The following is a 13084-nucleotide window of genomic DNA, read 5'->3' on the forward strand; positions in this document are numbered from 1 at the left end:
TGGAGGGGGAATCTCATACCCTACCTGACAAGCATCGCTTTATTCATCCTCAAACCGACCTGACCCAACTCCCCTGCACCGACCTCACCCGGTTGCGCCCACTGCTCTTGGCCTCATACAACGCCTGATCCGCATCACTGAGCCAACTGGTCGCATCGCCGTGGGACGGTTGATACGGCGCCAGGCCGATGCTCAGGCTGGCGCGCAGGGTCGGGTCCTGGGCATAACCCAGGGAGCTGAAGCGATCGCGCAAGGCATCCATCACCTCCGTGGCGCGGCCCAGGGGCATGTCCGGCAGGATCACGCAGAACTCATCGCCGCCATAACGCCCCGCCAGGTCGGTGGCGCGCAGGTTCTGGCGCAGGACTTTGCTCAATTGGCGCAACACGATATCGCCGGTGACATGACCGTAGGTGTCGTTGATGATCTTGAAATGGTCGATATCGATCAACGCAATCGCGGCGCCTTGCTGGCCGCCGCGGCAGCGCTGGAATTCGAGTTCCAGATGGTCTTTCCAGGCGCCGTGGTTGAGCAGCCCGGACAGGCTGTCGGTGCGGCTCAGGGCCAGTAGTTCGCGCTTGTGCCGGGCCAGGGTGATGGCCTGGCGATAGCAGATCCAGCCCAGCGCCAACGGATAGAGCATCAGGATCGGCAAGCAGGCGTAGAGTTGGGTCGAGGTGGTCAGGGCGATATAGGCCGGGGCGAATATCAGCATCGCCACACCAACGCCCAACGCCTGGGCCACCCAGCCCAGCAGCATAAACCGCGGCCCGCCGATGGCGACGTTGTTCATGGTCATCATCGACAGTGTGGTGACACTGGGCAGCGGGTTGAAGTGCATGGCACCGACCCAGAAACCGCCACAAAACGAGTCAAACAATAAATTGCGGCGTTCAGTGCGCAGGGAGTTTGCGGCACGGCGTGAGCATTGGTAGGCCACGTGCGGCCAGACGAAAGCGTTGATCAACATCCACGCCCAGACCCATTTTGGCGGGTCCAGTGGGTACATACCGGCGACCACACACACAAACCCGAGCGTCAGCCCCAGGGCCCGCGATTTGTACAGGCGTTTGGCGAGCGGAAGTCCTTTCCCTCCTGCGGCTGGCATGATCTGGCTGATCCTGGATGAATGCTGGAAGTCTATCAGGGCAACGGCAAATAGCCACTACCGCTCAGAGGCTTATCCCGCGTGCAGGCCGCAGTGCCAACGACTTGGCGCCATTTCCTACTGGGAGAACCCACGCGCCAGCAGCATCGCCACGGCCAGCAGCAGCACTGCCGTGACCTTCTGCAACAGCACACGCTTGCGCGGCGACTCCAGCACATGCTTGATCCGTTGGCCGAAATAGCAATACAGGCAGCCACTGGCGAACTGCAGGATCAGGAATGTCAGGCCAAGGATGGCAATGTCGCCCGCGGCGCTGTCCTGGCCCACGGCGGCAAATTGCGGGAACACCGCGCTGAACAAAATAATGGCCTTGGGGTTGGACAACCCGGTCAGCAGGCCCTTGCCGAACAGGCCACGGCGCGTCTGCGGTGCTTGCCCGGCAGTGCTGATCTGCACGCCGCTGCTGGTCCACTGCTTGTAGGCCAGGTAGAGGATGTAGGCCACGCCCACCAGTTGGATGCCTTGGGTAATCAGCGGGTAGCCCCTGATCAACTCGGAAAAACCCACGGCAAAGATCAGGATCGAAATCAGGTACGACACGCTGGCGCCAAACTGCGCCGGCAGCGAATGGCGCAAGCCGTCCTTCAGGCCAAGGCTCAATAGCAGCAAGGTCATGGGCCCGGGGCTGAAGGCCAACGTGCTGCACAGCAGCAGGAAGTACAGGAAGGATGACAGCGTCAGGGCGGTGACCATGGTGGGTAATTTCACGACAGGGGGGAATGTTGTGCAGTCTAGGGCGCGGACTCGACGGCGGGCAGGTAAACTCTGCGGTTATTCACGCAGACTTTACCGGTAAAGTGACCGGCAAACATCAGGACGTCGCGATGCCCCTTCCGCAGATACGCTTCCATGACCAAGGCCCCAAGGTCCAGCAAATCGTCGAGGCCTTTGCCCGTGCCATTGAGCAGGGCGAACTGGCCGCCGGCAGCAAACTGCCTTCCGTGCGTGAATTGGGCGAGCAACTGGGCGTCGGCAAATTCACGGTCAATGAAGCCCTCGACCGTCTGCGCGGCCAGCACCTGCTGACCTCGCGCCAGGGCCGTGGGCATTTTGTTGCCCAGCGCCAGGCACAGCCGTCGTCCAGCAACTGGGTCGACCTGCTGCCCCAAGATCTGCTCAGTGTCCTGCGCAGGCCCATGCTCATCGGCCAAGGCGAACTGCGCCCCGGTGGTGGTCACCTGCCTGAAGACTGGCTCAACTGCGAAGCCATGCGCCAGGCCATGCGCAGTGTGGTGCGGGCGCCGTCGCTGCGCATAGCCGGCATGGGCACCCCGGCGGGTTTCCTGCCGTTGCGCCAGGCCCTGCAGCAAAAACTGCAGGGCGATGGCCTGGCGGTACCGGTGGAACAGATCATCACCACGCCCAGCACCCTGCAGGGGCTGGATATGTTGATGCGTTTGCTGGCCCGCCCCGGCGATACAGTGCTGCTGGATGCGCCGTGTTACTTCAACTTCCACGCCAACCTGGCACTGCATGGAGTCAAGGTGGTGACGCTGCCACGGGGCCCGGACGGTTTCGACTTGGCCGCCCTGGAACAATTGCTGATCTTCGAGCAGCCCAGCCTGTATCTGACCACCGGTATTTTGCACAACCCCACCGGCCATTCCTTCAGCGCCGCCCAGGCCTTTGGGCTGTTGCAACTGATGCGCCAATACCACTGCCATATCATCGAGGATGACCTCTACGGCGACCTGCACCCCAACCCGCCGCCACGCCTGGCAGCACTCGCCGGCCTGGACCAGGTGACCTACCTGTCGGGCTTCTCGAAAACCCTCAGCGCCAATACCCGCGTCAGCTATGTGGTAGCTGCGCCGCAATTGGCGGCCAACCTGACCAATATGAAACTGATGAGCGGCGGTGTGACGTCAGAGTTGTTCGAGCAGATTGTCTATCGCTTGCTCAATGAGGGCAGCTATGCCCGGCACCGCAAGCGTATGGCCCAGCGATTGCTCGAAGCCGGCGCACGGGTGGAGCAGTGGCTGCGCCGTTGTGGCTGTGAACTGCCCATCGCCTATACGGCCGGGATGTTTATATGGGCGCGCCTGCCGGCGGGGGTCAATGGTGAGCAACTGGCCGAGGCAGGGCTCAAGCGCGGCATGGTGTTGGCGCCGGGGGCGTTGTTTGGATATGAGCCAGGGCTACGGGATTTCATGCGGTTTAACGTGGCGCATTGTGATGACCCGCAGGTGTGGGCGGCGGTCGAGCAATTGTTGCGCTGATCCATTGTGGGAGCGGGCAAGCCCTAATGCCAGTCAGTTAAACGGATTCTGCTTTCTGTAGGAGCGAGGGGGACGCCTAGTTCCTACAAAAAAACCTTAACTGACTGGCATTAGGGTAAGCCCGCTCCCACAGTCGTGGCCGTTGAGTGCACACAAAAACGCAACACTGCACCGCCTCGATTGTGATGGTCGATACCCCGGCAGGTTTATATAGTCCAGATCAACAGCCACCCGCCATGAGCCCCAAGGCCCATCACCAGGAAGCGCTCAATGACCGATCTTCACGACCTCACGGCCGCCCAGTTGCTGGAGCAATTCTCCAGCCGCCAGCTCTCCCCCATCGACTACTACGACCATCTGCTGGCCCACATCGACCGCTGGGAGCCGAAGATCCGCGCCCTGTATGCCTTCGACCCAGAGCAGGTGCGCCAGCAAGCCCAGGCCTCCACCGAGCGCTGGAACAAAGGCCAGCCCAACGGTGTGCTCGATGGCGTGCCCGTGACCATCAAGGAATTGGTCGCCACCGAAGGCACGCCGATTCCCCTCGGCAGCGCCGCCACCCGCCTGACCCCGGCCCTCCGGGACGCACCACCCGCCGCACGGATGCGTGAAGCCGGGGCGATTGTGCTGGCCAAGACCACTGTCCCGGATTTCGGCATGCTCTCCTCCGGCCTGTCGAGTTTCCATGGCATCACGCGCAACCCGTGGAACACCGCCAACAATACCGGCGGTTCCAGCTCAGGCGCCGCCGCTGCCGCCGCCGCCGGTTACGGCCCACTGCATATCGGCACCGATATCGGCGGTTCGGTGCGCCTGCCCGCCGCCTGGTGCGGCCTGGTGGGGTTCAAGCCGACCCTGGGGCGTATCCCGATTGATCCGTACTACACCGGCCGCACCGCCGGGCCCATGACCCGCACGGTCGATGACTGCGTATTGATGATGCAGCACCTGGCCCGCCCCGATGCCCGCGACGCCACCAGCCTGCCGCCGCTCACCCGCGAGTGGAGCAACCAGCCGCTGTCGGTCAAGGGCTTGCGCGTAGGCCTGATGCTGGAGCCCGGTGCAGGCCTGCAACCGGAAGGCTTCGTATGTGAAGCGGTCGAGCAAGCCGCGCGACTGTTCGAAGCCCATGGTGCCAAGGTCACGCTGATCCCGCCGATCATGGACCGCGCCCAACTCGACGGCCTCGACCAGTTCTGGCGCGCCCGGCAATGGGGCGACTTGTCGGCCTTGAGCAGCGAGCAGTTCGATAAGGTCTTGCCGTACATCCGCGACTGGGCCGCACCCGGTGCCGACATCAGCGGTGTACAGGCGGTGCAGGGTTTCAACCAGACCTTTGAAATGCGCCGCCGTGCTGCCCAGGCCTTCAGCGACCTCGACCTGATCCTGTCACCGACCAACCAGGTCAATGCATTCCCAGCGCAATGGCCATCACCGAGCAATGATCCGCAACTGCCGTTCGAACACATCGTGTTCACCGTGCCCTGGAACATGGGCGAGCAACCGGCGCTGTCGATCAACTGTGGTTTCGCCGCCGATGGCATGCCCATCGGCCTGCAGATGATCGCACCCCGTTTCGCCGATATCTGGCTGCTGCAAATCGCAAAAACCTATGAGAGCTGGCGTGGCGCAATCCACCAATGGCCGAACCCGATCTGACCTTGACGCTGTAACTGAACTGCCCACCCACACGCCCGTTCCCTGGCCCCAAGGCCGGGGCCTGGGCGACCTATAACTAAAACCGAGGGGCTGGTATGCACACTGAACAATTGACCCGCGAGGGTCCCGAGCACACACCTGAAACGCCATCGCCGGACGCCGGCCGCAAGAGCATCTTCGCCGTGGTGCTGGGCAATGCGGTGGAGTTTTTCGACTTTGGGGTCTACGCGACATTCGCGGTGATGATCGGCCACACGTTTTTCCCGTCCGACAGCGCCTTCCTCAGCTTGATGCTTTCAGTCACCGCCTTCGGCATCGGTTTTATCGTACGGCCCCTGGGCGCGGTGCTGATTGGCGCCTACGCCGACCGCGTCGGACGCAAGCCGGCGATGCTGCTGACCCTGGTGATGATGGCGGTGGGCACCGGCAGTATTGCGATATTGCCTGGCTACGAGACCATCGGGATTGCCGCACCGATCCTGCTGGTGGTCACGCGCATGATTCAGGGCCTGGCCTGGGGCGGTGAAGCGGGCCCCGCCACCACCTACATCCTCGAAGCCGCTCCACCGCACAAGCGTGGCACCTATGCCTGCTGGCAAGTGGTAGCCCAGGGCGTCGCTGCCATGGCGGCCGGGCTGGTGGGTTATACCCTGACCAAAGTGATGTCCCCCGAAGACCTCAACAGCTGGGGCTGGCGCGTGCCGTTCGTGTTCGGCCTGCTGGTATTGCCGATTGGTATCTATATCCGCCGCAACCTGGCCGAGACCTTCCATGGCCAAGGCGAAACCACCAGCACGGGCGACCTGGTGCGCGAAGTCTGCGGCAAGCATCGGCGTGCCCTGGTCCTGGGTTTGCTGATTCTCTCGGGTAGCACCATCACCCAGTACTTCCTCAACTACATGACCACCTTTGCCCTCACCGAGCTGAAGTTACCCACCAGCATCTCCATGCTCTCGACCCTGGTGGCCGGCGCCGCCATGGCGGTGTGTGCCATTGCCGGTGGCATGTTGTGCGACCGCTTCGGGCGCCGCGCAATCCTGATGACGCCACGGGTAGTGCTGTTGCTGATCCTGTTCCCGGCGCTGCAATTGATGACCGAACACCCCAGCCCCTCGACCTTCCTCCTGACCCTGGCAGTGCTGTCCGGCCTGCATGGCATGAGTGGCGCGGCGTTGATCGTGTTGCTGGTAGAGAGCTTTCCCAAGTCCGTGCGTTCCACCGGGTTCTCGATTGTCTACGCCTTCGGTGTGGCGGCATTTGGCGGCACCGCGCAGATCATCATCACCTGGCTGATCGGCACCACGGGCGACCCGATGTCACCGGTCTGGTACCTGTTGATCGCCAACCTGGTGTGCCTCACCGCCGCCTGGTTCGCCAAGGAAACCCGGCCCGTGCTCCCCGGCTCGCAGAAGCCCCGGTTCGCAGAACAATGCGTATAGGCCCTCCTTTATAGGAGCGAGCTTGCTCGCGAAGATCGTCAACGATAACGCGCGCATTCTGGATGCACGCGGCGGTCTGCGGTTTTTCGCGAGCAAGCTCGCGCCTACAGTTCCTTTTTTGTGTGGGGATTGACCATGTATCCACGTCTTTTCCTGGCCGCCACCCTGGCGGCCGGCACCCAGGCTTATGCGCAAGAAAACGCCCAGGCCAGCGCGCCCGGTTTTATCGAGGGCAGCAGCCTGGACCTGAACCTGCGTCACTACTATTCCAACCAGCACACCCAGCGCAGTACCTACCTGAGCATCAAGAAACCCGGCGGCATCGAACGCACCCGCGTGCGTGAAACCTGGGTACAGACCGCCATGCTCAAGTACAGCTCCGGCTATACCCAAGGTGTGATCGGCGTGGGTGTGGATGTGGGGGTGTTCAGTGCCGTCAACCTGCAACGCGGGCATGGCAAGGTGGCCAATGGCGGCGACCGCATGCTGGTGGACAGCGACGGCGACGCGATCCCGACCTGGAGCCGGCTGGGGGTGGGCGATGTGCGGTTTCGCCTGTCCAACACCGAGCTCAAGGCCGGGCGCTTGATGACCGAAAACCCGATCCTGCGCTACAAGGACAACCGCGCCCTGCCCTCAAGCTTCCAGGGCGTGGGCCTGTACAGCAACGAACTGGACTGGCTGTCGATCCAGGGCGGCAGCTTCGACCGCGCAATCCCACGTACCGGTACCGGCGCCGAGCGCCTGACCACCACCTTCGGCAACCGCGCCTACAGCGGCGCGCGCATCAGCTATCTGGGGGCCACGTTCAAGCCCGGCCATGGCCTGGAAGCCAGCCTCTACGGCTCGCGTTTCGAGGACATGTGGGACCAGTATTACCTGGGGTTGACCCATCGCGTCGGCGACAAAAATGCGCTCGCCCTCAAGACCGCCCTGCACTACTACCACACCCAGGATTCCGGCCAGCAGCGCCTGGGCTACATCGACAACGACGCCGCCAGCCTGGCCGTGACCGCCAACCACCAGGCCCACAGCCTGACCCTGGCCTGGCAACAGGTGTTCGGCAACGAGTACTTCGACTATGTGTGGGAGTCCACCGGCAACTACATGGCCAACTCGTTGTATTCGGACTACAACGGCCCCAACGAAAAATCCTGGCAACTGCGCTACGACATTGACCTGGCCGCCTACGGCGTGCCCGGCCTGACGGCGAGCCTGTGGCACGCCAAGGGCTGGGGCATCGACGGCACGCACTACGAGGGTGATCGCAACGGCCACAACACCGGCTACAACGTGCGCGGGCTGGACAACGCCAAGCACAACGAAAACGGCTTGATGCTGGCCTATGTGGTGCAATCCGGGAAACTGAAGAACACCGTGGTGCGCACCATCGTCTACAACCACCGCGCCAGCGGCGGGCAGATTGATGGCAGCTATGACGAATTCAGGATCGTTGGCAACTTTCCCATCAACCTGTTCTGACAACCGCCCGTCGGCACCAGTCAATGCCGACGGGAAATATTCAGAATTCTTACACCCTGCATAAGATTGCTCCGGCATTGGCTCATCGCCGCACTTGGTAAAAAGTCTGCCCCTATGGACGGTTACCCAGGAACGCGGATGAATCCTTTGAAAACAGCAGCGCTTTGCATCATCAGTAGTTTGATGATGCTCTTGAGTTCACCCAGCCACGCCGCGCCGCCGGGTATCGAATGGCTGGTCGATTGCCCGCGCCTGCCCGGGCGGGCCCTGGATCAGGAGGTGGTCGCGCGCACCCAGTGCGGCATTGTCACCGTGCCACTGGACCATCAAGCCCCTGACGCACGCACCTATCGCCTGACCATCACTCGGGTCGGTGCCCGGCAGCCCCTGGAGCGCCGAGGTGTAATCTTCGCCCGCCCCGCCACGCCTCAAGCAGATTTACGCGGAGTCTTTGCGGTGCATCTGGCGACGGTCTGGAAGTACTACAACACTGAGGCGTACCGCACGTTGACGCGTTTCTACGATGTCATCGAGCTAAGCCCACGCAATGGAGCGGCCGACGAACAATCGGCCTGGGACATGGAGTTCGTACGCCTGCAACTGGGAGAGCAACGCATCAGCTTCCTGGGCATCGCCCAAGGCAATTTGCTCGGCGCCGGTTATGCCGCATTGTTTGCCGATCGCGTCGAGCGCATGGTGCTGATCGAGCCCGTCGAAGCCACCACCCAGGCATTCGAGGCTCTGCCCGCCACCCTGCGGCTCAAGGGCCCGTACCTACAGAGCACAACCACGGATGCCAGCCAGTGCGTGAACCGCTGGGTCGGCACCTACCTGGCCCAGGGCAGGCAGCCGCCATCGTCGACCCGTTGCCTGGCCGACTAGTCCACCAGCGCGCAACGCTGCATCGCGCTGGCGAGCATTTCCTGGCACTTGAGTACCGCCACCGAGCGTGGCCGGTTGCGGTACCCGCACAGGTCGATGCGAATCCGCCCCAGGTGTTCATCGGCAATCGGCACCGCGACCAGGCCATCGCCCAGGTCACGGGCATCGGCATCCACCTGGGGCAGGATCAACACCGCCGCCCGTTGCCGGGCCAGGCTTTTTTGCACTTCCAGGGAACTGGTGGTGAACACCGGCTGGATCGTCACCCCACGCTTTTTCGCCGCGGCCTCCAGGGCCTGGCGCACACCGTAAGCCGAGTCGGGGATGGCCAGGGGCTGGCCTTCAAGCTCACGCAGTTCAATGCTGTCGCGCTGGGCAAAAGGGTGTTCGGCACTGACCAGCACCCGGTGCCACAGCTCGCATTGCGCGGTGACTTCAACATCGGCCCGCTCCTGCAGATAGAACGCCAGGCCCAGATCGGCCTCACCGCTGCACAGGGCATCCAGGGTGGCCGAGGCGCTGGCGATCACAATATTGAACGTGACCTTGGGATGGGCGCGGTAGAACGCCGCGAGCACCGGCGCCAGAACCGTGGAAACGATACTTTCTGACACATGGATACTGATGTTACCCGCCACCTGGCTTTGCCGGCTGGCGATCACATCGCGCACTTGATCGAGACCACGCAGGGTGCTGGTGACCTGCTCAGCCAGGCACTCACCCTCCACCGTCAGGCGGATGCCACGCGGGCCGCGCTCAATCAGGGCGGCGCCAAAGAAGTGTTCCAGGTGCTCGATCTGCCGGCTGACGGCAGTGGGCGTGACGTACAAACGCTCGGCCGCCTTACGCAACGAGGCACAGCGCGCCACCTCGTGAAAATACCGCAAGGCTCGTAATTGCATGGTCGGGTGCTCCTGCACAAAGACTGGACCCAGAAGGGAGGCAATTACTGCGCCAGACTCAATTTTGTGAACGCTCCCACATGGGTTTGAATTGGTCTGGGAGTCAAAAGGTGGTTTACGACCTGTTTTACCTGAAAACGACGCCTGCCGTTGACGCCTCTGCCCAACCCCTATTAAGTGCTATTTATCCGCATTAATACGATAAATTGAAAACCATGCTCAGCCGCCCCCTGCGACGCAAACGCCAGAAGCTTTCCGATGTGATTGTCGAGTCGGTCAAGCGCTCGATCGTCACCGATGCCTTGAAGCCCGGCGACCGCTTGCCCACCGAACGCGAGTTGATGGAAAGCTTCCAGTGCTCCAAGGGCTCGGCCCGCGAGGCGCTCAAGGCCCTGGAAGTCGAAGGGCTGGTCAGCACCCGCACCGGCCCCACCGGTGGCGCCTATCTGAACCAGGCCGGCACTGAGCCGGCCAGCCGTGCTTTGCGCAACTACCTGCACTTCCAGCATCTGGACGGAGAGCAGGTGTATCAACTGCGCAAGGTGATCGAGGTGGAGCTGGCAGTGTCGGTGCTGGGCCGCTTGAGCGAAGACGACTATCGTGCCCTGCAAGACAACGTGGATTTTTGCAGCGCTCCCGAAGACAGCGAAGCCGGACAACGTGAGCAGCGCCTGGCGGAACTGGAGTTCCACAACCTGCTGGCCAGGGCCTGCCCCAACCCGTTGCTGAGTTTCATGGCGCAGTTCCTCAACGACCTGCTGCGCGACCTGGTGGTGTTGAAAAAGGCCTACAAGCCCAAACGCAAGCAGTTCGACGCGGCCAACCTGGACTATCACAAACAACTGCTGAGCGCCTTTCGCGCCGGCGATGAAGCGGCCGTGCGCAGCCTGATGCATGAGCACATGTGCGACGCCGAACACCATATGACCGCGCTGGAAGGCCAGGTCAGCCCGCACTTTCTGCTGGAGTTCGATCACTCTTAAACACACCAAAAATCCCTCTGTAGGAGCGAGCTTGCTCGCGAAAATCGTCCCCCCAACGCAACGATTCGCTTGGAATACCTTCGCGAGCAAGCTCGCTCCTACAGTTGACCGTGTACACCCGATAGACCGCGCCACCCAATAAAAGGCCTGCCCACAGGCCGTGCTCCACCGTATCGCCATTGCCACTCCTGCCAATAACTAAACCAGGGAGTCACCCCATGCAGCGTCGTACGTTGTTGAAAGCCAGCCTCACCGCCGCCGCCGCGCTCAGTCTTCCGCTGAGCGTGCGCCACGCATTCGCCGCCGAACCGTTTACCTTTTACGGCCTCAAGTCCATGTCTGGCGCGTTTGCCAGTTATGGCAAATTTGCCGACATGGGTTCACGCCTGGCCGTGGCGCAGTACCCAGACGTGTTGGGGCGCCCGTTGAACTACAAGGTGATCGACACCGAAGGCAACGCCGGCAAGGCGGTACGCAAGGTCCAGGAGGCGATTGGCCAGGACGGTGCGCGGTTCTTCCAGGGCTGCACCCTGTCTTCCTCGGCGCTGGCGGTGGCCAAGGAAGTGGGCAAAGTCGGTGGCGTGTTCATGACCCCGGTGGGCGCCGATGAAGTCACCGGCAAGGACTGCAACAGCGCGACCTTCCGCTGGTCGGTGCCCACCTATGGTGCGATCCGCGAAACCCTGGTGCCGCTGATCAAGCTGCTGCCGGACGCCAAGCGCTGGTACACCATCACGCCGCAGTACGTGTTTGGTGAAGCCCTGCTCGAAGGCGCCAAGACGGTGCTGGCCGAAAACGGCCTGGAACATGTCGGCAACAGCTACCACTCGTTGCAGGAACAGGAGTTCTCCGGTTACCTGACCAACGCCATCGCCGCCAAGCCCGATGTGCTGGTGTTGCTCAACTTCGGCAGCCAGTCGTCCAACACCCTGCGCCAGGCGGTGAACTTCGGCATCAAGGAGCGCATGAAAGTGCTGCTGGTATGGTCCGCCGGCCTCGACCAGTTCCAGGAACTGGGCAGCGATGTGCTCGAAGGCGTGTACCTCGGCGCGCAGTACTGGCACCAGGTCGACACCCCGCTCAATCGCGAACTGGTCAAGCTGACCCAGGCCAAATACGGGATCAACCCCACCTATCCGTTGGCGGCCGACTACATCAGCACCAAGGTCATGCTCGACACCATCAAGGCCACCGGCAGCTTCGACGGCCCCACTGTGGCCAAGGCCATGCAGGGCCTGAGCTACGAGGGCCCGACCGGCAAGGAAACAATCCGTGCCGGCGACCACCAGGTGATCAAGGATTACTACCTGCTGGTGGGCAAGGCCGCAGGCGACATGGCCGACAAGGATGACCTGGCCAAGGTCCTCAGTGCCGGCCAGTCATTCCCACCGGTAGAAGCCACGGGCTGCACGCTCGGCTGATCCGCCCCTTTCACCGGTAATACACGACAGGGCCGTTGACCGCGGCCGTCTGTTGGAGGATTCCTGCATGCTCAATCTTTACCTGTTCCAGATTCTCAACGGCCTGGGCCTGGGGATGATCTACTTCCTGATCGCGGTCGGGCTGACGATCATTTTCGGCCTGTTGAACTTCGTCAACTTTGCTCACGGCGCGTTTTTCCTGCTGGGCGCTTACATCTGCTACACCGCCGTCAGCCTCACCGACAGCTTCTGGCTGGCCCTGCTGATCGCACCGCTGGTGGTGGCCGCGCTGGCGTGGCTGATCGAGCGATTATTGATCCAGCGGATCTATCACCTGCCGCACATGTTCCAGATCCTGGTGACCCTGGGCATCGCGCTGATCATCCAGGAAGCCAGCGTGATGATCTGGGGCCCGGTGGGCAAGAGCGTCGCCGTGCCGGAATTGCTACGCGGGGTGCTGGTGGTCGGCGACTTCGTGTACCCCTACTACCGCCTGTTCCTGATTGTGTTTTCTGCGCTGGTGGGTCTGGGCCTGTGGCTGCTGCTGGAGCGCACGCGCTTTGGCGCCCTGGTGCGGGCCGGCAGTGAGAGCACCGAGACCGTCTCGCTGCTGGGCACCAATATTTTCCGTCTGTTTTCCATGACCTTCGCCCTCGGCGTGGCCCTGGCCGGCATCGCTGGGGTGCTGTTTGCCCCCTTGCGCGGCGCCCAGCCTTTTGTCGGTCCGGAAATCCTCGGTATCGCCTTCGTTGTAGTGGTGATCGGTGGCATGGGCTCGTTCGGCGGCGCCCTGGTGGGTGGCCTGCTGGTGGGCGTGGTGCAAAGCCTGATGACCACACTCTGGCCCCAAGGCGCGAGCCTGATGATCTACGGCGCCATGGCCGTGGTGATTCTGGTGCGCCCTTACGGCTTGTTCGGGAGAGTCTGAC

General features: G+C 62.4%; 11 protein-coding genes. 8 read left to right on the forward strand and 3 right to left on the reverse strand.

Annotated elements, in window-relative coordinates; translation table 11 throughout:
• Positions 1 to 49: 49 nt before the first annotated feature.
• Both FJD34_RS11305 and FJD34_RS11310 read right to left on the reverse strand, forming a co-directional pair.
• Positions 50 to 1108 (reverse strand): diguanylate cyclase, encoded by a 1059-nt coding sequence (locus tag FJD34_RS11305; protein ID WP_065943737.1) that lies wholly within the window; start codon positions 1106 to 1108, stop codon positions 50 to 52.
• A 117-nt stretch (positions 1109 to 1225) separates the two neighbouring features.
• Positions 1226 to 1861, reverse strand: coding sequence for a LysE family translocator (locus tag FJD34_RS11310; RefSeq protein WP_090290790.1), 636 nt, complete (start codon positions 1859 to 1861; stop codon positions 1226 to 1228).
• Positions 1862 to 1992: 131 nt separating this feature from the next.
• On the opposite strand from FJD34_RS11310, the gene FJD34_RS11315 reads away from it, so the two are divergent.
• From FJD34_RS11315 to FJD34_RS11335, 5 genes are all read left to right on the forward strand, one after another.
• Positions 1993 to 3387 (forward strand): aminotransferase-like domain-containing protein, encoded by a 1395-nt coding sequence (locus tag FJD34_RS11315; RefSeq protein ID WP_032863671.1) that lies wholly within the window; start codon positions 1993 to 1995, stop codon positions 3385 to 3387.
• A 270-nt stretch (positions 3388 to 3657) separates the two neighbouring features.
• Positions 3658 to 5046 (forward strand): amidase, encoded by a 1389-nt coding sequence (locus tag FJD34_RS11320; RefSeq protein WP_032863673.1) that lies wholly within the window; start codon positions 3658 to 3660, stop codon positions 5044 to 5046.
• Positions 5047 to 5141: 95 nt separating this feature from the next.
• Complete coding sequence (locus FJD34_RS11325; protein ID WP_223232699.1) at positions 5142 to 6485, forward strand: citrate-proton symporter; 1344 nt, start codon at positions 5142 to 5144, stop codon at positions 6483 to 6485.
• 135 nt (positions 6486 to 6620) lie between these two features.
• Positions 6621 to 7967: an OprD family outer membrane porin gene (locus FJD34_RS11330; protein WP_090290789.1), complete on the forward strand. Its 1347-nt coding sequence runs from the start codon at positions 6621 to 6623 to the stop codon at positions 7965 to 7967.
• Between the two features lie 138 nt (positions 7968 to 8105).
• Positions 8106 to 8849: a hypothetical protein gene (locus FJD34_RS11335; RefSeq protein ID WP_065943738.1), complete on the forward strand. Its 744-nt coding sequence runs from the start codon at positions 8106 to 8108 to the stop codon at positions 8847 to 8849.
• Here the strand turns inward: FJD34_RS11335 and FJD34_RS11340 are convergent.
• Positions 8846 to 9751: a LysR family transcriptional regulator gene (locus FJD34_RS11340; protein ID WP_032863678.1), complete on the reverse strand. Its 906-nt coding sequence runs from the start codon at positions 9749 to 9751 to the stop codon at positions 8846 to 8848. The two genes, FJD34_RS11335 and FJD34_RS11340, sit on opposite strands and share 4 nt — an antisense overlap.
• Before the next feature lie 215 nt (positions 9752 to 9966).
• On the opposite strand from FJD34_RS11340, the gene FJD34_RS11345 reads away from it, so the two are divergent.
• The 3 genes from FJD34_RS11345 (at position 9967) to FJD34_RS11355 (ending at position 13083) form a co-directional block, all read left to right on the forward strand.
• Positions 9967 to 10734, forward strand: coding sequence for a FadR/GntR family transcriptional regulator (locus FJD34_RS11345; RefSeq protein ID WP_029293293.1), 768 nt, complete (start codon positions 9967 to 9969; stop codon positions 10732 to 10734).
• Positions 10735 to 10952: 218 nt separating this feature from the next.
• Entirely contained in the window at positions 10953 to 12155 is a 1203-nt protein-coding gene (locus FJD34_RS11350) for an ABC transporter substrate-binding protein (protein WP_065943739.1), read from the forward strand.
• A gap of 67 nt (positions 12156 to 12222) precedes the next feature.
• Positions 12223 to 13083, forward strand: coding sequence for a branched-chain amino acid ABC transporter permease (locus tag FJD34_RS11355; protein WP_032863683.1), 861 nt, complete (start codon positions 12223 to 12225; stop codon positions 13081 to 13083).
• The last annotated feature ends 1 nt before the right edge of the window (position 13084 follow it).

The sequence above is a fragment of the Pseudomonas brenneri genome, from assembly GCF_007858285.1.
In the GTDB taxonomy this organism is placed as follows: Bacteria; Pseudomonadota; Gammaproteobacteria; order Pseudomonadales; family Pseudomonadaceae; genus Aquipseudomonas; species Aquipseudomonas brenneri.

What these genes read in the sequence shown, in the direction of transcription:
- FJD34_RS11305 (WP_065943737.1), bottom strand. Translation starts at nt 1,108, where the DNA reads ATGCCAGCCGCAGGAGGGAAAGGACTTCCGCTCGCCAAACGCCTGTAC.
- FJD34_RS11310 (WP_090290790.1), bottom strand. Translation starts at nt 1,861, where the DNA reads ATGGTCACCGCCCTGACGCTGTCATCCTTCCTGTACTTCCTGCTGCTG.
- FJD34_RS11315 (WP_032863671.1), top strand. Translation starts at nt 1,993, where the DNA reads ATGCCCCTTCCGCAGATACGCTTCCATGACCAAGGCCCCAAGGTCCAG.
- FJD34_RS11320 (WP_032863673.1), top strand. Translation starts at nt 3,658, where the DNA reads ATGACCGATCTTCACGACCTCACGGCCGCCCAGTTGCTGGAGCAATTC.
- FJD34_RS11325 (WP_223232699.1), top strand. Translation starts at nt 5,142, where the DNA reads ATGCACACTGAACAATTGACCCGCGAGGGTCCCGAGCACACACCTGAA.
- FJD34_RS11330 (WP_090290789.1), top strand. Translation starts at nt 6,621, where the DNA reads ATGTATCCACGTCTTTTCCTGGCCGCCACCCTGGCGGCCGGCACCCAG.
- FJD34_RS11335 (WP_065943738.1), top strand. Translation starts at nt 8,106, where the DNA reads ATGAATCCTTTGAAAACAGCAGCGCTTTGCATCATCAGTAGTTTGATG.
- FJD34_RS11340 (WP_032863678.1), bottom strand. Translation starts at nt 9,751, where the DNA reads ATGCAATTACGAGCCTTGCGGTATTTTCACGAGGTGGCGCGCTGTGCC.
- FJD34_RS11345 (WP_029293293.1), top strand. Translation starts at nt 9,967, where the DNA reads ATGCTCAGCCGCCCCCTGCGACGCAAACGCCAGAAGCTTTCCGATGTG.
- FJD34_RS11350 (WP_065943739.1), top strand. Translation starts at nt 10,953, where the DNA reads ATGCAGCGTCGTACGTTGTTGAAAGCCAGCCTCACCGCCGCCGCCGCG.
- FJD34_RS11355 (WP_032863683.1), top strand. Translation starts at nt 12,223, where the DNA reads ATGCTCAATCTTTACCTGTTCCAGATTCTCAACGGCCTGGGCCTGGGG.